The organism is Stenotrophomonas sp. KH_029 (genome assembly GCF_057839765.1).
On record NZ_CM174498.1, the window covers coordinates 2,546,709 to 2,565,673 of the forward strand.

The 18,965-nt window shown below is 67.7% G+C and carries 18 protein-coding genes; 6 read left to right on the forward strand and 12 right to left on the reverse strand.

Annotation, left to right across the window (positions count from 1 at the left end; genetic code table 11):
* Window positions 1-20: 20 nt before the first annotated feature.
* Window positions 21-1,400 carry a formimidoylglutamate deiminase gene (locus tag AC3ITM_RS11570; protein ID WP_489265142.1) on the reverse strand — a complete coding sequence of 460 codons (1,380 nt, stop codon included), beginning with the start codon at window positions 1,398-1,400 and terminating at the stop codon, window positions 21-23.
* A gap of 63 nt (window positions 1,401-1,463) precedes the next feature.
* On the opposite strand from AC3ITM_RS11570, the gene hutI reads away from it, so the two are divergent.
* From hutI to hutU, 4 genes are read left to right on the forward strand one after another with little or no spacing between them, the layout of a single operon-like run.
* Entirely contained in the window at window positions 1,464-2,663 is a 1,200-nt protein-coding gene (gene hutI / locus AC3ITM_RS11575; protein WP_489265144.1) for an imidazolonepropionase, read from the forward strand.
* Between the two features lie 23 nt (window positions 2,664-2,686).
* On the forward strand, window positions 2,687-4,228 hold the full coding sequence (gene hutH, locus AC3ITM_RS11580; protein ID WP_489265146.1) for a histidine ammonia-lyase: 1,542 nt from the start codon (window positions 2,687-2,689) through the stop codon (window positions 4,226-4,228).
* Window positions 4,225-5,133 carry an N-formylglutamate deformylase gene (gene hutG, locus AC3ITM_RS11585; protein ID WP_489265148.1) on the forward strand — a complete coding sequence of 303 codons (909 nt, stop codon included), beginning with the start codon at window positions 4,225-4,227 and terminating at the stop codon, window positions 5,131-5,133. Before hutH ends, hutG begins: the two co-directional genes overlap by 4 nt.
* Entirely contained in the window at window positions 5,130-6,797 is a 1,668-nt protein-coding gene (hutU, locus tag AC3ITM_RS11590) for a urocanate hydratase (protein ID WP_489265150.1), read from the forward strand. Before hutG ends, hutU begins: the two co-directional genes overlap by 4 nt.
* Window positions 6,798-6,883: 86 nt before the next feature.
* Here hutU and AC3ITM_RS11595 read toward each other — a convergent pair whose 3' ends face one another.
* A complete protein-coding gene (locus tag AC3ITM_RS11595) occupies window positions 6,884-7,549 on the reverse strand; it encodes a GAD-like domain-containing protein (RefSeq protein WP_489265152.1) in 666 nt (221 codons plus the stop codon).
* A gap of 440 nt (window positions 7,550-7,989) precedes the next feature.
* Between AC3ITM_RS11595 and AC3ITM_RS11600 the strand changes: the two genes are divergently transcribed.
* Window positions 7,990-10,119 carry a TonB-dependent receptor family protein gene (locus AC3ITM_RS11600; RefSeq protein WP_489265153.1) on the forward strand — a complete coding sequence of 710 codons (2,130 nt, stop codon included), beginning with the start codon at window positions 7,990-7,992 and terminating at the stop codon, window positions 10,117-10,119.
* A 34-nt stretch (window positions 10,120-10,153) separates the two neighbouring features.
* On the opposite strand, the gene AC3ITM_RS11605 is transcribed toward AC3ITM_RS11600, so the two are convergent.
* From AC3ITM_RS11605 to AC3ITM_RS11635, 7 genes are all read right to left on the reverse strand, one after another.
* Complete coding sequence (locus AC3ITM_RS11605; protein ID WP_489265155.1) at window positions 10,154-10,591, reverse strand: hypothetical protein; 438 nt, start codon at window positions 10,589-10,591, stop codon at window positions 10,154-10,156.
* Window positions 10,592-10,702: 111 nt separating this feature from the next.
* Entirely contained in the window at window positions 10,703-11,215 is a 513-nt protein-coding gene (locus AC3ITM_RS11610; protein ID WP_489270094.1) for a hypothetical protein, read from the reverse strand.
* A gap of 642 nt (window positions 11,216-11,857) precedes the next feature.
* On the reverse strand, window positions 11,858-12,250 hold the full coding sequence (locus AC3ITM_RS11615; RefSeq protein ID WP_489265157.1) for a hypothetical protein: 393 nt from the start codon (window positions 12,248-12,250) through the stop codon (window positions 11,858-11,860).
* A 77-nt stretch (window positions 12,251-12,327) separates the two neighbouring features.
* Window positions 12,328-13,272, reverse strand: coding sequence for a DUF2268 domain-containing putative Zn-dependent protease (locus AC3ITM_RS11620; RefSeq protein WP_489265159.1), 945 nt, complete (start codon window positions 13,270-13,272; stop codon window positions 12,328-12,330).
* Window positions 13,273-13,398: 126 nt separating this feature from the next.
* Window positions 13,399-14,286, reverse strand: coding sequence for a restriction endonuclease (locus AC3ITM_RS11625; RefSeq protein ID WP_489265160.1), 888 nt, complete (start codon window positions 14,284-14,286; stop codon window positions 13,399-13,401).
* 116 nt (window positions 14,287-14,402) lie between these two features.
* On the reverse strand, window positions 14,403-14,783 hold the full coding sequence (locus AC3ITM_RS11630) for a VOC family protein (protein WP_489265162.1): 381 nt from the start codon (window positions 14,781-14,783) through the stop codon (window positions 14,403-14,405).
* A 67-nt stretch (window positions 14,784-14,850) separates the two neighbouring features.
* On the reverse strand, window positions 14,851-15,435 hold the full coding sequence (locus tag AC3ITM_RS11635) for a TetR/AcrR family transcriptional regulator (RefSeq protein ID WP_489265164.1): 585 nt from the start codon (window positions 15,433-15,435) through the stop codon (window positions 14,851-14,853).
* Between the two features lie 68 nt (window positions 15,436-15,503).
* Here AC3ITM_RS11635 and AC3ITM_RS11640 point away from each other — a divergent pair, with 68 nt between their 5' ends.
* The gene (locus tag AC3ITM_RS11640) at window positions 15,504-16,046 is read left to right on the forward strand and encodes a thioesterase family protein (RefSeq protein ID WP_489265166.1); all 543 of its coding nucleotides are present in this window, start codon (window positions 15,504-15,506) and stop codon (window positions 16,044-16,046) included.
* A 19-nt stretch (window positions 16,047-16,065) separates the two neighbouring features.
* Here the strand turns inward: AC3ITM_RS11640 and AC3ITM_RS11645 are convergent, their stop codons facing one another.
* The 3 genes from AC3ITM_RS11645 to AC3ITM_RS11655 form a co-directional block, all read right to left on the reverse strand.
* Window positions 16,066-16,836, reverse strand: a complete 771-nt coding sequence (locus AC3ITM_RS11645; RefSeq protein WP_489265167.1) for an SGNH/GDSL hydrolase family protein — start codon at window positions 16,834-16,836, stop codon at window positions 16,066-16,068.
* 120 nt (window positions 16,837-16,956) lie between these two features.
* Entirely contained in the window at window positions 16,957-17,286 is a 330-nt protein-coding gene (locus AC3ITM_RS11650) for a hypothetical protein (protein ID WP_228887158.1), read from the reverse strand.
* A 425-nt stretch (window positions 17,287-17,711) separates the two neighbouring features.
* On the reverse strand, window positions 17,712-18,938 hold the full coding sequence (locus AC3ITM_RS11655) for a cytochrome P450 (RefSeq protein WP_228887157.1): 1,227 nt from the start codon (window positions 18,936-18,938) through the stop codon (window positions 17,712-17,714).
* Between the last annotated feature and the right edge of the window lie 27 nt (window positions 18,939-18,965).

Consider the following 18,965-nt stretch of genomic DNA (forward strand, 5'->3'; position numbering starts at 1 on the left):
TGGTCAGGCACGGCCGGCACTCAGCGGGCCAGCAACAACGTGCGAAGGGCGGCAGCAAAGCGGGCGGCCACCGCCTCACGCTGCACGTGGCGGCCCTGCCGCACCAGCTGGCGCCCGTGGCGCCATACCGAGCGCACCGCGCCATTACGTGCGGCGAACAGCCAGCTGTCAAGCAAGGCATCGCCGTCGCGCGCGATCAGTGCCGGGTGCTGCCGGTCCAGTTCGACCAGATCGGCCGGCGCACCGACCTGCAGGCCGGTGACCACCCCCAGCGCCTGCGCGCCGCCCTGCAATGCCTGCTGGTACAACCAGCGCCCGCTGGACTGGCCATCGCCCGGCGCCAGCACGTTGCGCCCGCGCCAGTGCAGGCGCTGGCCGTACTCGAGCAGGCGCAGCTCTTCGGCCGCATCGATCAATACATTGGAATCGCTGCCTACGCCAAAGCGGCCGCCGGCGCGCGCGAACGCCTGCATCGGGAACAGGCCGTCGCCCAGGTTGGCCTCGGTGATCGGGCACAACCCCACCACCGCCTGGCTGGCCAGGATGCGCTGCAGTTCGTCGTCGTCCACGTGGGTGGCATGCACCAGGCACCAGCGCGGGTCCACCGCGGCGTGTTCGTACAGCCACCGCACCGGGCGCAACCCGCTCCAGGCCACGCAGGCATCCACTTCACGGGTCTGCTCGGCGATATGGATATGCACCGGCCCGGTGGTCAGCGGCAGCAGCGCGGCCAGCTCGTCGCCGGTGACCGCGCGCAGGCTGTGCGGGGCGATGCCCAGCACCGCATCGTCGATGCCGGCCAACGCGCGCCGGCAGCCGTCGAGCAGGTCGGCAAACCCATCCACGTCATGGATCAGCCGGCGCTGCGCCGGGTTCGGCGCGGCCCCGCCGAAATCGGCATGCGCATAGAACACCGGCAACAGGGTCAGGCCGATGCCACTGCCCTGCGCGGCAGCGGCGATGCGTTCGGCCATCTCGGCACGGTTGGCATAGGCGGTGCCATCGGCGGCGTGGTGCAGGTAATGGAACTCACCCACCCGGGTGAAACCCGATTCCAGCATCTCCACATAGGCCTGCTCGGCAATGGCCTGCACCGCCTCGGGCTGCAGGTGGGCCAGGAAGCGGTACATCAACTCGCGCCAGCTCCAGAAACTGTCGCCGCGGTTGCCGCCGATCTCGGTCAGCCCGGCCATGCCGCGCTGGAAGGCATGGCTGTGCAGGTTGCCCAGCCCCGGCAGCGCGATCGCCAGCGCGGTATCGCCCGGCTGCGCGGGCACGCCTGCGGTAACCTCGGCCAGGCGGCCGTCGGCGCACACAATGCGCACATCGCAGGCCCAGCCCTGCGGCAGCAGCGCGTGGGTGGCATGGAAAACAAGGGTCGCGGCGGGGGTGGCTGGCATCACTGGACATCCCGGAAGTGGCGCCTATATTGTATAGACATATAAGCCGAAGCGGTTGCTGCCATGCACTGTGACACCCTCTGGTACCACGCCAACCTGATCACCGTCGATGGCCCGGGCCTGGGCGTGATCGAGGACGGCGTGATCGCCGCCACCGACGGCCGCATCGTGCATGTCGGTGCGGCCGGTTCGGCCGCGCACCTGCAGCCGGCACAGCGCATCGACTGCGGCGGGCGCTGGATCAGCCCCGGCCTGGTCGACTGCCATACCCACCTGGTCTACGCCGGCAACCGCGCCGGCGAGTTCGAGCAGCGCCTGCAGGGCGTGAGCTATGCCGATATCGCCCGCGCCGGCGGTGGCATCGTCTCCACCGTGCGCGCCACCCGCGCGGCCAGCGATGCCGAGCTGATCGCCGCCAGCCTGCCGCGGCTGGATGCGATGCTGGCCGAGGGCATCACCACGGTGGAAATCAAATCCGGCTACGGCCTGACCCTGGAAGACGAACGCAAGCAGCTGCGGGTGGCGCGCGAACTGGGCCGGCGGCGCACGGTCGAGGTGGTGCCCACCTTCCTGGGCGCCCATGCCGTGCCGCCCGGGCGCCAGGCACAGGACTACATCGACGAGGTCTGCGGCGTGATGATTCCGGCCGTGGCCGCCGACGGGCTGGCCGAGGCGGTGGATGTGTTCTGCGAAACCATCGGCTTCAGCGCCGCGCAGGCCGAGCAGGTGTTCGTGGCCGCCGGCCGGCACGGCCTGGCGGTCAAGATCCACGCCGAGCAGCTCAGCAACCAGCACGGCGCCGCCCTGGCCGCGCGCCATGGCGCGCTGTCGGCCGACCATATCGAACACCTCGATGCCGACGGCATCGCCGCCATGCGCGCGGCCGGCACCGTGGCGGTGCTGCTGCCGGGCGCGTTCTATTTCACCCGCGACACCACCGTGCCGCCGATCGCCGCGTTGCGCGCGGCCGGCGTGCCGCTGGCCCTGGCCACCGATTCCAATCCCGGCACCTCGCCGCTGACCAGCCCGCTGCTGGCCATGAACATGGCCGCCACCCTGTTCCGCATGACCGTGGACGAGTGCATCGCCGGCTTCACCCGTGAAGCGGCGCGTGCGCTGGGCCGCTACGAGCGCATTGGCCGGCTGGCGCCCGGGCTGGACTGCAACCTGGCCGTGTGGGACATCCAGGCGCCGGCCGACCTGGTGTACCGCATGGGCTTCAATCCCCTGCACGCGCGCGTGATGCGCGGCGTATCCGTCTGAACCCTGTGATGTCTGGAGATTCCATGAGTACGACTTTGACCCTGAACCCCGGTGCGGTGACGCTGGCGGACTGGCGCGCGATCTACGATGGCGCGCGGGTGCGGCTGGACCCGGCCTCGGCCGCGGCGGTGCTGCGCAGCGCGCAGACCGTGGCCGACATCGTGGCCAAGGGCGACCCGGTCTACGGCATCAATACCGGCTTTGGCAAACTGGCCAGCGTGCGCATCGAGCGCGACGACCTGGCCACCCTGCAGCGCAATATCGTGCTCTCCCATGCCGCCGGCGTGGGTGAGCCGATGCCGGCGCCGGTGGTGCGGCTGATGATGGCGCTGAAGCTGACCAGCCTGGCCCAGGGCGCCTCGGGCATCCACCCGGACACCCTGGCGCTGCTGGAAGCCTTCCTGCAGCACGACATCGTGCCGGTGATTCCCTGCCAGGGTTCGGTCGGCGCCTCCGGCGACCTGGCCCCGCTGTCGCACCTGGCCGGGGTGATGATCGGGGTGGGCGAGGCCTTCCTCGACGGGGAGCGCCTGACCGCCGCCGACGCACTGGCCCGGCTCGGCCTGGCCCCGCGCGTGCTGGGCGCCAAGGAGGGCCTGGCCCTGCTCAACGGCACCCAGTACTCCACCGCCTACGCACTGGCCGGCCTGTTCGAGATCACCACCGTGTTCCAGGCCGCGCTGGTCACCGGCGCGCTGTCGGTGGAAGCGGCCAAGGGCTCGGACACCCCGTTCGATCCGCGCATCCACGCCATCCGCGGCCAACGCGGCCAGATCGCCACCGCCGCCACCCTGCGCGCCCTGATGCAGGGCTCGGCGATCCGCGAATCGCACCGCGACAACGACGTGCGCGTGCAGGACCCGTACTGCCTGCGCTGCCAGCCGCAGGTGATGGGCGCCGCCTTCGATGTGATGCGCCAGGCCGCCACCACGCTGGCGATCGAAGCCAATGGCGTGTCCGACAACCCACTGGTGTTCACCGACACCAACGAGGCGCTGAGCGGCGGCAACTTCCACGCCGAGCCGGTGGCCTTCGCCGCGGACATGCTGGCCATGGCGATCTGCGAGATCGGCTCGATCAGCGAACGCCGCACCGCGATGCTGGTCGACCCGGCCCTGTCCGGCCTGCCCGCCTTCCTGACCCCCAGGCCCGGCCTGAATTCCGGCTTCATGATTCCGCAGGTCACCGCCGCGGCGCTGGTCTCGGAAAACAAGCAGCGCGCCTACCCGGCCAGCGTGGATTCGATCCCGACCTCGGCCAACCAGGAAGACCATGTATCGATGGCCGCGCACGGCGCGCGCCGCCTGCTGGCGATGGCCGAGAACGCGGCCAACGTGGTCGGCATCGAACTGCTGGCCGCCGCCCAGGGCTGCGACTTCCATGCCCCGCTGCGCTCCAGCCAGGCCCTGGAAGGCGTGCGTGCGCGCCTGCGTGCGCAGGTACCCACCCTGCAGGACGACCGCTATTTCCACCCGGACATGGTGGCCGCCACCGCCCTGGTGCGCAGCGGCGCGCTGGCCGAAGGCCTGGCCGCGCTGCTGCCGCAGGTGGAGCCGCTGGCATGAGCACGCCACGCATCGGCACACCGCGCCACGGCGCGGCGATCACCGGCCTGCCGGCCACCGACCACCCCATCCACTACGCACGCCCACCGTGGCTGCAGGTACACGTGGGCGATGCGCCGCTGATCGTCAGCTTCCCGCATACCGGCAGCGACCTGCCCGAGGACCTGGCCGGCGATTTCGTCTCGCCGTGGCTGGCCCGCCGCGATACCGACTGGTGGGTGGACCAGCTGTACGCGTTCGCCCAGGGCCTGGGCGCCACCACGGTGCGCACGACGATTTCGCGCTCGGTGATCGACGTCAACCGCGACCCCAGCGGCGCCACCCTGTACCCCGGCCAGAACACCACCGGCCTGTGCCCGCTGGTCACCTTCGACAACCAGCCGCTGTACCACCCGGGCCGGGAACCGGACGAGGCCGAAATCGCCCGCCGCCGCGACACTTATTTCGCGCCCTACCACGCCGCGCTGGCCGCGCAGATCGCGCGGCTGCGCCGGCGCCACGCCACCGTGGTGGTCTACGACGCGCACTCGATCCGCTCGATCATCCCGCACCTGTTCGACGGGCAGCTGCCGCAGTTCAACCTGGGCACCAACGACGACACCAGCTGCGACAACGCCCTGGCCGATGTGGTCGAGAACCTGTGCGCGGGCAGCGGCATGAGCCACGTGCGCAACGGCCGTTTCAAGGGCGGCTGGATCACCCGCCATTACAGCGACATCGCCGGCGGCGTGCACAGCCTGCAGATGGAGCTGGCCTGCCGCGGCTACATGGACGAGCCCCTGCAGCTGGACCCCAGCCAGTGGCCCAGCAGCTACAACCCCTACCTGGGTGCCCCCGTGCACCAGACCCTGCAGCAGGTGCTCAAGGCCTGCCTGGATTTCGCCCATTCCCGGAGCGCTGCATGAACCGTCACGATCCCACCCGCACCATCCTCGCCCCGACCGGCCCCACGCTCACCTGCAAGAGCTGGCTGACCGAAGCGCCGCTGCGCATGCTGATGAACAACCTGCATCCGGACGTGGCCGAGCGGCCGCAGGAGCTGGTGGTGTATGGCGGCATCGGCCGCGCCGCGCGCGACTGGGAGAGCTTCGATGCGATCGTGGAAACGCTCAAGCGCCTGGACGATGACCAGACCCTGCTGGTGCAGTCGGGCAAGCCGGTCGGCGTATTCCGCACCCACGTGGATGCCCCGCGGGTGCTGATCGCCAACTCCAACCTGGTGCCGCGCTGGGCCAACTGGGACCACTTCAACGAACTGGACAGGAAGGGCCTGGCGATGTACGGCCAGATGACCGCCGGCAGCTGGATCTACATCGGCGCGCAGGGCATCGTGCAGGGCACCTATGAGACCTTCGTGGAAATGGGCCGCCAACACTACACCGGCAGCCTGGCCGGCAAGTGGTTGTTCACCGGTGGCCTGGGCGGCATGGGCGGCGCGCAGCCGCTGGCCGCGGTGATGGCCGGCGCCTCGTGCCTGGCGGTGGAATGCCGCAGGAGCAGTATCGAAATGCGCCTGCGTACCGGCTACCTGGACACCTGGACCGACAACCTGGACGAAGCGTTGCGCCTGATCGAGGAATCGTGCACCGCGAAGAAACCGCTGTCGGTCGGCCTGCTTGGCAACGTGGCCGACGTGCTGGACGAACTGCTGCTGCGAGGGGTCAAGCCGGACCTGCTGACCGACCAGACGTCCGCGCACGACCCGGTCAACGGCTACCTGCCGCAGGGCTGGACGGTGGAAGAATGGGACGACAAGCGCGTGTCCGCGCCGAAGGCGGTGGAGAAGGCCGCGCGCGATTCGATGGCCAACCACATCCGCGCCATGCTCGCCTTCCATGCGCTGGGCGTGCCGACCGTGGACTACGGCAACAACCTGCGCCAGATGGCGCTGGAGGAAGGCGTTGAAAATGCCTTCGACTTCCCCGGCTTCGTACCGGCCTATATCCGTCCGCTGTTCTGCCGCGGCATCGGCCCGTTCCGCTGGGCCGCGCTCAGCGGCGACCCCGAAGACATCGCCAGGACCGACGCCAAGGTCAAGGAACTGATCCCGGACAACCCGCACCTGCACCGCTGGCTGGACATGGCCGCCGAGAAGATCAAGTTCCAGGGCCTGCCCGCGCGCATCTGCTGGGTGGGGCTGGGCGACCGCGACCGGCTGGGCCTGGCCTTCAACGAGATGGTCGCCAGCGGCGAACTGAAGGCACCGGTGGTGATCGGCCGCGACCACCTGGACAGCGGCAGCGTGGCCTCGCCCAACCGTGAAACCGAAGCCATGCAGGACGGCTCGGACGCGGTGTCCGACTGGCCGCTGCTCAACGCCCTGCTCAACACCGCCAGCGGCGCCACCTGGGTATCGCTGCACCACGGCGGCGGCGTCGGCATGGGCTTCTCCCAGCACGCCGGCATGGTGATCGTCTGCGACGGCACCGAGGCCGCCGCCAAGCGCATCGCCCGGGTGCTGTGGAACGACCCGGCCACCGGCGTGATGCGGCATGCCGATGCCGGGTATGAGATTGCGGTGGACTGTGCGAAGGAGAAGGGGCTGGATCTGCCGGGGATTCTGGGCTGATTGGGGTGAGCCCCGGCCGGGTGCCGGGGCTTGGCGAGCACTGCAGCGGTTGCCCCTGACGTCAGCTCATTGCGTGCTCTGCTGGTTCACCGCTTAATGAGTGGTTTGACGCCCACGGAGTACTTGGGGAACGAAGGCGGCTCCAGCTCGCGGAACAGGTGCAGATGTTGCTGGATCTTCACCCGACGCATCCCCTCAAGGGAGATTTTGCCACCCAGCGCCAACGCTGGCTCAAAACCATACATTTCGTCCACCCGCAGGCGTCCGAGGCTTTCCAGGGCCCGCTCGAACAAGAGCTCACCCTCGTCGTCGCGGCAATCGAAATCCTCAAGATCGCGACATGCGAAGAAGGCACGGATACCCCCGTCCTGACGGTCCAGGGACTTGAATCGTAGGCAGTTCTGCAGAGCAAACACCTCATTGCCGATCGGATCGATACTTGCCCCACGTCCCGATGCCTCTCCGCAGAGATAGAGTCTTCCGAATCCGCTTCTGGCATACACGTGATATGTGTCGATCGATGCGAAGGGAGTCTGTTCGAGCCATGCGTCTTTTACATCCCGGTAATCATCTGGATTAACCGTCCATAGTCGACCGCTTCCATAGCTCGCCCAGCCATCTTCGCGCCAATAGCTGAGCAAAGAGGCTGGCAACACGTTGGTCCACTTGTCGAAGCATTCCTCCGGAACGCTCACGCGATCGGCTGCCTCGCCAAACGTCCGGACAAAAAGCTCGAAATCTGGGTCCTTCATCTTTCCTCACCCTCCCATAAAACCAAATCAACGGTCGTATCCCAGTTTTCAGGCGGAGGAAGCCTGCTGCGACAAGACTAGAGAACGACTCGGTCCACCTATATAGACCAAACGAAAGCCGGGCCGAGCGACGGATGCAACAAGGCATCTGGCAACAGGGCGGCACGGGGATCCTTCGCATCGGCGCGTGTCAGATATGCCCCCATCTGCGCAGAAATATCCCAACACCGCGCTTGACCAGTCCAACGAATACAGGATCATCGTGCCGCATCGTCGTGACCGACTGCATGAGGTTCCAGTGGGCAGCGACCGCCCCACGACCTCCCATACGCCCCACAAGGGTGACGAACACGCAACATTCTGTTAACTTTCGCCACCCACATAAAGTTGACAGGATGGCACGGCAACGTGGGCCCTGTCCGCACTGATACCGCGCACGAATGACTGCCCTCCCGAATCGCTCCACCGCCCCTGCCCTGTCCCTGCTCGCCATCGCCCTGTCGGCCATCCTTGCCGCCGCCCCTGCTGCCCGAGCCGCGCCCGCCGCGCAGGCGGTCACCCTGGACGCGGTCAACGTTACCGCCGCCAGCGATACCGAGCAGGCCCGCGCCGCGCTCAAGCGCATTCCCGGCGCCGGCAATGTGATCGACCTGGCCAATGCCGACCGCCGCCTGTCCGGCAGCGCCGACGTGCTGGCCTACCAGCCCGGCATCAGTGCGCAGTCGCCGGGCAACGAAGGCGCCAAGGTGTCCATCCGTGGCTCGGGCATCAACCGTGGCCCCGGCGCGCACGCGTCGGGCATTTCGGTATCGCTGGACGGCCTGCCGCTGACCGGCCCGGGCGGCACGCCCTACGAACTGCTCGAACCGCTGTGGCTGAGCCGGGCCGAGGTGCTGCGCGGTGCAAATGGGTTCGAGCGCGGCGCGTTGGCGCTGGGCGGCGCGATCAACTACGTGAGCCGCAGTGGCCGCGATTCGGCGGGGCTGGAACTGCAGTACGAAGCGGGCAGCCGCGGGTACCAGAAGCGCGGGGTCGGTTATGGCGGGGTGAGCGGCGATGTCGATTACTACCTCGCCTACACCGACACCGAGTTCGATGGCTACCAGCGCCACGCCAGTGGCGACGGCAAGGGCGCCATGGCCAACCTGGGCTGGCAGATCACCCCTCAGCTGGAAACGCGCTTCTTCGTGCGCTACCGCCAGACCCACCACGAAACCCCCGGGCGCCTGACCCGCGACCAGATCCGCAACGACCCGCGCGCGGCCAACCCGGCCAACCTGGCCGTCGACGCGCGCCGCCCGCAGCCGGGCAGCACCTGGATCGGCAACATGACCACGTGGCAGATCGACGAGGCGTCCTCGTTGCAGGCCGGGCTGGTGTATCACAACTACCCGATGGACTTGAACGAAAGCCTGTACCGGCAGCAGCTGGATTACGCCAATCTCAATGCCATGCTCGACTACCGTCACCGGCACGTATTGTTCGGCCGCGACAGCGTCACCACGCTGGGCCTGCGCGTCACCCACGACCTGGACGCGGACGTGCGCGAGACGCTGCGCTTTGCCAGCAACGGCTATGCCGCCGGCACCCACACGCGCGATTTCTCGCACCACGGCACCGACAGCACGCTGCACATCGGCAACGACCTGGCCCTGACCGACGCCCTGCATCTGCAGACCGGGCTGGCGCTGATCAACACCCGCCGCGATGTGCAGGTGACCTGGCCGGCCACGCCCGAGCGCCTGCGCGAGCACCAGTGGGACTATGCGCCACGGTTGGGCTTCACCTGGCAGCAGAGCCCGCAGCTGCAATGGTTCGGCAACCTCAGCCGCTCGGTGGAGCCGGCGCACCCGTGGTCGATGATCTGGGGCTCCAACCAGTATTTCGCGGCAGGCAACGGCGCATCCACCGGTCGCCAGCGCGCCCCCGTACAGCTGGACAACCAGACCGCCACCACGCTGGAACTGGGCGCACGCGGCGACAACGCGCTCGGCCGCTGGGAGCTGACCGGCTACTACGCCCGTGTGCTGCATGAACTGCTCACCGTGGAAGTACTGCCGGTACCGAACCTGTTCGTGGCCGAGAACAACGCCAGCCCCACCGTGCACCGCGGCCTGGAAGCCGGGCTGGACAGCACGCTGTGGCAGGGACGCGATGGCCGCCTGTCGTTGCGCCAGGCCTACACCTTCAGCGACTTCCGCTACCGCGATGACGCGCTGTTCGGCAGCAATCGCTTGCCCGGCCTGCCCCGCCATTACTACCAGGCCGAGCTGCGCTACGACCACCCCAGCGGTTTCTACGCCGCGCTCAACACCGAGTACGCCTCGGCGATGTTCGTGGACTACGCCAACAGCGTCCGCGCCGACAGCCATGCCATCGTCGGCAGTCGGGTCGGGTTCGATGCCCCCAGCGGGCGCTGGCAGGCGTGGGCGGAACTGCGCAACATCGGCGACCGCCACTATGCAGCCACGGTGACGCCGGGCTACAACGATGCCGGCAAGGACGTGGCACGCTCCACCCCGGGCGAAGGCCGGGGGGTGTATGCCGGCCTGCGCTGGCGCTTCGAGTGAGCACGGTGCCGTCGCGTCCTGCGCGGTGGCGCGCTCATCCCTGCGGATCGTCCACCGAATGATCGAGCAGGAACTGGCTGACCCGCTGGCGCAGCGGCAGGTCATCGGTGAGCCGGGCCGCATCGTCGGCGCGCAGCGCGAAGGCGTAGGCGATGGCCGGCTCTGCCAGTACAAGATGGCGCTGCGCCAGCTCCATGCAGATCGAGGCTTCCGCCTCGGCCGAGCCCAGCTGGCGTACCTGCAGCAGGGCGCGCTGGTACAGGCCGATCGCCACGCGGTCGTCGCGGGTGAAATCGGCCAGGGTTTCCCACAGGAACGGATGGTCGCGACCGGCGTCGGCCATGGCGTGGCAGAACTCGCGCAACTGCCCGTGCAACTGCCATTGCGCGCGCGTGTCGCCGGCGCTGGAAGCCTCGGCGATGGCGCGGGCGATGCCCAGCACGTGCTGGTGGATGTCTTCGGGAATGTCCATGCGCCCATCCTAACGGGGCGAGTGCCGCAACGCCGCGCAGGATCCTGGACAACGCAGACGATGCCAGCCCCCACAAGCCGGCTCAGGGTTGCCCCTGGACCGGCGTCGGGCTCATCCAGTCAACGCGGCGACCCGCTGGTACGAGGGCATCCGCTGGGCATACAGGCCGGCCAGGTCGTCACCGGTACGGACGTGCACGAAATGCTGCTTGCCGATGCTGACGAAATTGGCCTTGGTGGTGCTGTTCTGGAACGTCCGCCCCACCTCGACCGCTTTCAAGGCGCTGATCCAGAGCCACTCCTCCCTGCCCTTGATGGCATACCAGACCGGCATGCGGAACACACGCTCGAACGCGACCGCCTTCTTGAGCTCATCGTCCAGGGTCAACGAGTAGAACAGGCGTCCCCGCCATTCGTTGGGCGACAGGTTCTTGGCATCCACGCCGATCATTCCCAACGCGTCGAACAACAGCAGGAAGTCCGGACGCTTGACCGCCCCGGAGAACAGGCTGGCGAAGGTTTCCGGTTGCTGGCAGACGGCGACATAAGACAACCCTTCCCGCTCGAACCATTCCGCCAGCGCGCGCTCGCCTTCCAGGCCGGCCAATGCACGCTGTTCGGCCAGCGTCTGCCGGTGCTCATCCCAGTGCAGCGCCTGTACCGGCGCAGCGATGCCGGCCATGGCTGAACCGGCAGGCTCCTCCTGGCCCTCGTCATCATCGCCAGCCAGCACGCACTGGTCCGGCTCTTCTTCACCGTCGATGTCGGCCTCGTTGTCCAGGTCCCTGTCCAGGTCGTACCAGTCCGCCATCGGCTTGCCATGGCAGACCACGCCGTCGCGGAGGTACTGGCCGACATGGTCGTCGACCAACGCAAAGATCAGATCTTCGGTTGGTGCGTCGATATCCGGATCAAGCGTGATCTCGCACAGGTTGACTTTGCTGTCGTAGAACACCCGCTTGACCTTGTACTTCAGCTTCCAGAGCCGCAGCGCGGCGACGAAATTGTTCAGCTCATCCATTTCGCGTGGATCGCTGTAACGGCTGTCGATATACGGGTATTCCGGCATTTCATCCATGTGTATTGCTCCGTGTCCAAGGCTCCAGCCGCAGCATGATCCGCGCCAGCGCAGCGTTCGCCACGGTGGCCAATCGCCTGCGGCACCATCAACGTAATCGGCAGCAACGGCGGAATCTTGAACGGGTGCATGCGTCCCGGCCGCACTGCGCGGGAAACGCCACTATGCGTCGGCCGCGCATGCGTCCGCTCAGATCGCGCTGGCAGCCTGGAAGATCGGCAGGTACAGCGCGAACACGGTGAAGATCGCACCCAACGCCAGCGCCGCCATGCCGGCCAACCCGGCCAGCAGCGGTCCGGCACTGCCACCCAGACGCCACAGCAGCAGCACCGCTGGCGGGCCCAGCCAGGCCACCGCATAGCCGTGGGCGAACGCCTGCGTCAACGCGGGCGCGGGCATGCCTGCATCGGCCCATGGTTGCAGCAGTTCCGGCACCACGCTGGCGCCCAGCACGGTCATCACCGTCGCGGCGAAACCGCTGCAGAACAGCCCCAGCAGCAACCCGCCCAGACCGGTGGCCCAACGCGGCACATGCAATCCAGCGCGCCGCAGGGAAGCGTGGGTACGACGGGGGTCGCGCATGACAGGCTCCGCAGGAAGGGTATCGGGCAACGCCCGCGTGTGCCGCGAGTATAGCCATGCCCCGCCGCGTGGCTGCCCTACTCCAGCGTGTCGATCGATGGCTGCACCATGCCCGGCGTCCAGCCGCTTTCGGCCAGCAGCTTCCTGGGATCGTCCACCGCCATCAGATGCCGCAATGCCGCCCTGCGGTCTTTGGCCTGCAGGTAGTAGGCCTTGGCGATGCGGTAACCGACCCAGTAGCCCAGGTCGTAGGGCTGATCGGGGCTGCGGTAGTTGTACGCCCAGGCCGAGAGATCGGTACTGTCCATGTCGCGCACGAAGGCCGTTTCGATCTCCGCTTCGCGGCCGCGCGTCCACTCGGCGTGGCGCGCGTTGCCGACATTGCCGGAAATCACCTCGGCAACCAGCTCGGCAACGCCTTCGGCCACCGACACCCGCAACACCGTGGCGGTAGGATCGCCGATCTCGAACTCGGTGATCGGCCCCTGCTGGACGTGCGCGTATTCGTGCGCGATGACGTGTACGAAGCGGTCCTGCACGTTCGGGTTCATGAAATCGGCCGAACACAGCGCTTCCAGCCCGATGGTCACGCCGGCCGGTTCGGCGATGCCCACCGGGCGGCCGCGACCCACCACGATCGCCACCGGCGGCAGGCGCGCCTGCGGATGGGCGGCCAGCAGGTGCTGGAACGATTCGGCCAGGCGCTGCTTCGCCGCAGGCAACTCGGCCAGGCACTGCCTGGCCTTGGCATACATCGCCGGGTCCTTGCCCATCTGGTCGGCGATGCGCTGCGCGGTCACCCGGCGCAGCTTGGCAAAGGTGTGCAGGCTGGGCGAGCCCTTGGCCAGGTAGTCCTGCTCGATCTGCTGCGCCGTGGGCCTGCCCCCGGTGGCGTCGTAGAGCGCAAAGAAACGCGTGGCGTCTTCGATGTGGATGTCCGGCCCGCGCGCGGGGGCCGCGTGGGCGGCCCCTCCAAGCAACAGTGCCAGCGCCAGCAATGTCATGCGCAGTGCGTCGAGCATGCCTGCCCCCCGGGTGTGGATGTCGGGGTTGTATAGCGCGGGCGGCGGCCACCACGCCAGTGCCGGGGAACGGAACGTTCCCTCAGCCAGCCGGCTTGCTCACCGCCTCAATCCATTGCCCTGCCCTTAGTCGTCGCTGGCCAGGAACCATACCGGCTTCAATGGCAGGCGGCGGCGTGCGCCGTCGTCAAGCTGTGCGTAATGCCGGGTCCAGAGGTCGACCAGCTGGTTGGCATCAATCAGGGTGATGCGCCGATGGCTCTGACGAGCTTCCAGATCCGCGTCCTTGGTGAACCCGGACAGCGCCACGAACAGCCCGACATCGCCCTCGCCCAACACCGCCATGAAGCTACGCAGGCCCATCACATCGATACGTGGCGAATTGGCATTGCGTTTTACCTGCACCTTAATCCGCGGCGGCCGGGTGCCGAGCGGATCGTTGTAGGCAATCACATCCACACCGCCGTCCTTGCCGGGCGGCGCAATCCAGGCCACGTGGTATCCCATCGCCGAGAGCAGCGATGCCACCAATTCTTGGAACTCGTAGGGCGGCATGACGGCCAGGTGCGCCGAGATCTCGTCCCAGGCCATTTCCTCGGCTTGTTCAAGCGTGATGCTTGCCGAGTTCTCCACCATCGCATCATCCACCACCTCAGCGTCCGGCGAGGGCTGCGATTTCTTCCATTGGCCATACAGTTTCACCGCCTGGCCGTAGAACTGTTCAGGATCCAGATACAACTGGAACGCCGCGGCGCCCTCGCCAGTGACGGTCCAGATCCCTTTGTCCTTGATCAGCCAGCCGGCTTTGACCGTGTCGACTGTGGCGAAACGCACGATCTTCTCGAAGCGGCGTCCTCCCGAGGCATAGTCGCCGGCTTCGTAAGGCGTGAGCTCCACCTGTTGCTCCAACACGTGCAATGCATCAGCCGCACGCATCCCTTCCGGTAGCGTCTGCAGGATGCCGAACAGCTTGCGCATCAGGTGACCTGTGCGCGCCCGAGTGACGTCTGCCATGTGCTTCCTTGTCTACAGTCTGGGGCGTTGGCAGGCAAGTGCCCGCATCCGACTGATTATAGCGAGGCAACCGGTGCGGGTAGCCCCGGTCTGCGCTGGATCAAAGCTGACGGCGGTCAGGCTGCCGCGGCATTGATCACCGCTTCGATGCGGTGGCCATCTGGATCGATCACGAACGCCGCGTGGTAATGATCGCCGTAGTCCGGGCGCGGTCCAGCTGCGCCATTGTCCTGCCCGCCGGTCTGCAGCGCGGCCCGATGGAATGCTTGCAACGACGCACGTGAGGGCGCACTGAAGGCCAGGTGGAACCCCGCGCCCGGCGGGCTGGCGTCGTCGCGCAGCTTCAGGCACAGCAGGTCCTGGTCGTCGATCAGCCCGTAGCCGATCGCGGTGTCGTCCTCGAACACCCGGCGGTAGCCCAGCGCGCCGAGCACGGCGTCATAGAACGCGCCAGCCACCGCCAGGTCGCGGACGCCAAGGGAAAGGTGATGCAGCATGCGGACGTCCTTGCCATGAGTGCGGAATGCACCGTCGCATTGTAGTGCGCCGCGCACCGCCCAATGCCTAGTTGCGTGCAGGCGCGGCAACCAGCGCCTGCAACTGCGCCGCTACCCGGTCGAACGGTGCGATGTCCCGGGCAGCGCGACTCAGGGCCACCGCGCCTTCGATGCCGGCGATCACCAGCGTGGCCAGCTGCGGCGCCTGCCCGGGGGCATGGCCTTCGCGCTCCAGCGCCTCGGCCAGGCGTACTTCCCAACCCGCGAACGCCGCCGCTGCCGCCGCGCGCGCGATGCTCTCGCTGCCATCGCTGGGTTCTTCCACCGCCGCTGCCAGCACCGGGCACCCGGCACGCAGCTGCGAACGCAGCAGACGCTCGCGCCAGATCGCCAGGAATTGGCGCATGCCTTCCTGCGCGCCGTCGCGCAGCAGCGTCTCCAGCAGCACACCGACCTTGTCGCCGGCCAACGTGGTGGCGCGCGCCAGCAATTCCTGCTTGCCGCCGGGGAAATGGTGATAGGTGGAGCCCAACGGTGCATCGGCGGCCTTGGTCACCTCGCGGATGCTGGTGGCGTTCAAGCCCACCCGCGCCAGCATGTCCGCCGCGGCAGCGACCACGCGCTGTGGGGTATCGGTGGGAGGGGGGCTCATGGGCCTATCCTTGCTAAGACGGTCGTCATAGCCTAGCGTATCGGCTTTATAACAGTCGTCATAGATTTATGAATCTCTGGTTCCGCCTGCTCCATCTGCTGCTGTGCAGCTTCTTCCGCCCGCGCCTGGCCGCGCCGCTGGGCGTGTCGCGCCTGCCATTCCGGGTGTTGCCCAACGACCTGGACAGCAACCTGCACATGACCAACGGGCGCTACTGGAACATCTTCGATCTGGGCCGGCTGGACCTGATCCTGCGCATGGGCCTGGGCCGGGTGGCGCTGCGCGAGAAGTGGGCGCCGATCGTCGGTGCCGGCACCATCCAGTTCCGCCGCGAGCTCAAGCCATTCCAGCGTTTCACCCTGGAAACGCGCCTGGTCGGCTGGGTCGGCACCCGGGTGATCATGGAACAGCGGGTGCTGCTGGGCGATGAGAAGATCGCCACCCGCGCGCTGCTGGTCACCGGAATCTACGACCGCCGCCAACGCCGTTTCGTGGACATGCCGCGGATGATGCAGTCCATCGGTGTGGCGGATGTGCCCTCGCCCGCCCTGGGCCCGGCCGCCGAAGCGCTGCTGGCCGCCGATGCGGCGCTCAAGCTGGACGACGCCTGAGCCCTCCGGGCCGTTCGGTTCAGCGTCGCTGCGCCAGCGCCTTGCCTATTGCCGCCTCGGCCAGCGGCGCCATGCGCGCATAGCCGGCCGCGGTGGGATGCACGCCGTCTTCGGCCAGTGCCTTGTCCAGGCCGCCGTCGCGGTTGGCCAGTGCGGTGTAGTAATCCAGATAGATCGCGTGGTGGGTGGCGGCATGGCGCTGCAGCGCCGCGTTGAGCGCGCGCACCTTCGGCGCCGGTGCAATGCCGGGCATCCACGGGTAATCGCTGACCGGCAGCACCGAGGCCAGCACAACCGTGATGCGATGTGCCTGGGCCAGCTCCAGCATCGATTGCAGGTTGTCTTCGATCATCGCCTGGGTGGCCGGGCCGGTATTGCCGGCGATGTCGTTGGTACCGGCCAGGATCACCACCACCGCCGGTTGCAGCGCAATCACGTCCTGGCGGAAGCGCAGCAGCATCTGCGCGGTGGTCTGTCCGCTGATGCCGCGGTTGATATAGCCCTTGCCCGGGAAGAACGTATCGCTGCCGGTGCGGCCCCAGCCTTCGGTGATCGAGTCGCCGAACAGCACCACCCGTGGCTGGCCCGTCGCCGGCGCCGGCAGCGCGGCATTCTCGGCACGGTAGTACTGCAGCTGCGGCCAGTCGCGCAGGCGCTGCTGTGCATCGCTGCGCCGGCCCTCCACCGGCGCACCGCCGGACGCCGGTGGCGCCGCAGGCTCGGCCCGGACGGCCGGCGACAGCAGGGAAAGCGCGGTAGCGGCAACGACGGCGTGCAACAGCGAGGGCATCGGTGGATCTCCCGTGGTGGCTGGACAGAGGCTAGCATGCACGCCATGCCGGTAGCCGGCGCAGGCACGCCACCGAGGGTCGGGGAGCGGGCCGCCGGGTGCACCGCAGACGCACCGAGCCTAGTGCCGCACGCGCAGGTCCCAGGTCACCAGGTAATCCGGATCCAACACCATGGTGCCATTGGACTGCATGCGGTACGCGCCGGGCTCGGCGGCCAGATACTGCTCCAGCAAGGGCGGCAGATACCGCTCGTGCCCGTCCACGTCATCGCACAACACCACGCCTTCATCGACGTTGATGCGCAGCACCGTGCCCGCGTACTGCTGCCGGTCCTGCATCCGACCGTCATGACCATAGCGGGTCACCCCCACCAGGACCAGTTTGCCGATCATCTGTTCGGCCTTGGACGCATCCAGGGAAAGCCGGTCACCGTTGAACCCTTCGTTCATCGCTGCGTCTCCTCAATGCCTGGAGCCATCCTAGACCAGGATCCGCGTCGCCACCCCATGCCGTGATTTGCGCTTATGTTTGCTTCATCCAGTCCCTTTCGGGGCCGTCACTTTCACGCAGGCCATGCACATGCCCAGGTATGTAGGTATTCAATCGTGGGCCATCGCGGTGGGTGCACTGGCGCTGTGCGCATACGCGCCTGCAGCAGAGCATTCGTCGACGTTGCACGCATCCTCCCCAACGGCATCGACTGCCGTTGAACCTGCCGGGCAACTGCTGCAGCGTCAAGATGGATACGGTTCCCGAAGACAGTACGCCTTCGGGCGCCGCTCCATCCCTGCGTCCGTCTGGTAACGCGGCAATCGGCGCCCCCGCCAGCGGTGAAACGTGATCGCCACGCCGGCGATCTGCCAGCGCCGCACCGTCACCCCGGTGCCGGCGTCACCACGCCCCTGAACGCCATCGGCAATGCGAACCCTTCCAGCTTCATCCACGGTGCCGGATCGGTCTGTACCTGGATATCGAACTCGCGGGTGACCAGGGCGCAGAACAGCACGAGCTGCGCATGGCCGACGGCGCTGCCGATGCAGGCGCGCGAGGCGAAGCCGAACGGGACGTAGGCGCCCTTGTTGGGCTGCCGGCGCGAGGGCAGCCAGCGGTCCGGGTCGAACACGTCCGGTGCGTCCCAGAACTCGGGGGAGTGATGCTGGTAATAGGAGGACAGCTCGTAGGCGGCGCCCTTCTTGATCGACACCCCTTCGGCATCGATGTCGTGCCAGGCCGGGCGGCGCAGCGCGAACAGCCCGGGCCAGACCCGGATGGTTTCCTTGATGAAGCGCGAGGTGCACGGCAGTTCCCGCATCGGCAGCGTGTACAGCGCCTCCAGGCTGAGCGCGGTGGTTTCCGCACGGATGCGCTGCTGCCACTCGGGGTAACGGTGCATCGCATACAGCAGGCTGGCCGCGGTAAGCCCGGGCAGGCCGGACATGCCGGCCAGCACGGTCGAGACCAGGTAGGCCACCCGGTCCACGCCGATGCGGTCGGCCAGCGGAAGCAGCGACTGCAGGAAATCGTCGCGCGGCTCCGCTGCGCGGGCGCGGCGCTTGATATGCCGCACCACCGTGCGCGCGGCGCGGCGCGACAAGTGGAAGTTCAGCACCCGGCGCCAGAACGAGAAGTCCTGCAGCACGATGCCGTTGTAGCGGGTTTTCTGCTCGCCGATCAGCGCATCGGTATCGCGTTGGTCCATGCCGTCGACCAGCAGCGGCAACAGCGATTCGGAGATGGTCCACCAGCTCAGTTCGCTCAAGTCCTGTACCGCGCCGCAGCGCCGGGTCAGGAAGGCGTGCATGCGCGCGTACAGGCCGCGCATGTGTTGGGGCGCCGCCAGCCGACCGCCCTGCTCACTGAGCAAGGCGCGCACCTCGCGCCAGGCCACCGGTGCGGCCGCGCCGCGCAGGCCCAGGTAGTCGATCAAGGAATCGGGAACGGTGTGCTGGTCGGTATTGGCCTTGTCGACCTTGACCGCCAGCGCCGGATCGAAAATGCCGACCACCTCGTTCTGGAAAGTGAGCACCGGTCCTTCGCGGCCGACCCGCTCCAGCAGGTGGTCGATTGAAACTACTTCCGCATCTGCTGCACGATCGGCCATCGTCCACCCCCGAAATACCAGGGGTGG

Excerpts from the sequence above, each read along its gene's own strand:
- AC3ITM_RS11570 (WP_489265142.1), bottom strand. The coding sequence starts at position 1,400 with ATGCCAGCCACCCCCGCCGCGACCCTTGTTTTCCATGCCACCCACGCG.
- hutI (WP_489265144.1), top strand. The coding sequence starts at position 1,464 with ATGCACTGTGACACCCTCTGGTACCACGCCAACCTGATCACCGTCGAT.
- hutH (WP_489265146.1), top strand. The coding sequence starts at position 2,687 with ATGAGTACGACTTTGACCCTGAACCCCGGTGCGGTGACGCTGGCGGAC.
- hutG (WP_489265148.1), top strand. The coding sequence starts at position 4,225 with ATGAGCACGCCACGCATCGGCACACCGCGCCACGGCGCGGCGATCACC.
- hutU (WP_489265150.1), top strand. The coding sequence starts at position 5,130 with ATGAACCGTCACGATCCCACCCGCACCATCCTCGCCCCGACCGGCCCC.
- AC3ITM_RS11595 (WP_489265152.1), bottom strand. The coding sequence starts at position 7,549 with ATGAAGGACCCAGATTTCGAGCTTTTTGTCCGGACGTTTGGCGAGGCA.
- AC3ITM_RS11600 (WP_489265153.1), top strand. The coding sequence starts at position 7,990 with ATGACTGCCCTCCCGAATCGCTCCACCGCCCCTGCCCTGTCCCTGCTC.
- AC3ITM_RS11605 (WP_489265155.1), bottom strand. The coding sequence starts at position 10,591 with ATGGACATTCCCGAAGACATCCACCAGCACGTGCTGGGCATCGCCCGC.
- AC3ITM_RS11615 (WP_489265157.1), bottom strand. The coding sequence starts at position 12,250 with ATGCGCGACCCCCGTCGTACCCACGCTTCCCTGCGGCGCGCTGGATTG.
- AC3ITM_RS11620 (WP_489265159.1), bottom strand. The coding sequence starts at position 13,272 with ATGCTCGACGCACTGCGCATGACATTGCTGGCGCTGGCACTGTTGCTT.
- AC3ITM_RS11625 (WP_489265160.1), bottom strand. The coding sequence starts at position 14,286 with ATGGCAGACGTCACTCGGGCGCGCACAGGTCACCTGATGCGCAAGCTG.
- AC3ITM_RS11630 (WP_489265162.1), bottom strand. The coding sequence starts at position 14,783 with ATGCTGCATCACCTTTCCCTTGGCGTCCGCGACCTGGCGGTGGCTGGC.
- AC3ITM_RS11635 (WP_489265164.1), bottom strand. The coding sequence starts at position 15,435 with ATGAGCCCCCCTCCCACCGATACCCCACAGCGCGTGGTCGCTGCCGCG.
- AC3ITM_RS11640 (WP_489265166.1), top strand. The coding sequence starts at position 15,504 with ATGAATCTCTGGTTCCGCCTGCTCCATCTGCTGCTGTGCAGCTTCTTC.
- AC3ITM_RS11645 (WP_489265167.1), bottom strand. The coding sequence starts at position 16,836 with ATGCCCTCGCTGTTGCACGCCGTCGTTGCCGCTACCGCGCTTTCCCTG.
- AC3ITM_RS11650 (WP_228887158.1), bottom strand. The coding sequence starts at position 17,286 with ATGAACGAAGGGTTCAACGGTGACCGGCTTTCCCTGGATGCGTCCAAG.
- AC3ITM_RS11655 (WP_228887157.1), bottom strand. The coding sequence starts at position 18,938 with ATGGCCGATCGTGCAGCAGATGCGGAAGTAGTTTCAATCGACCACCTG.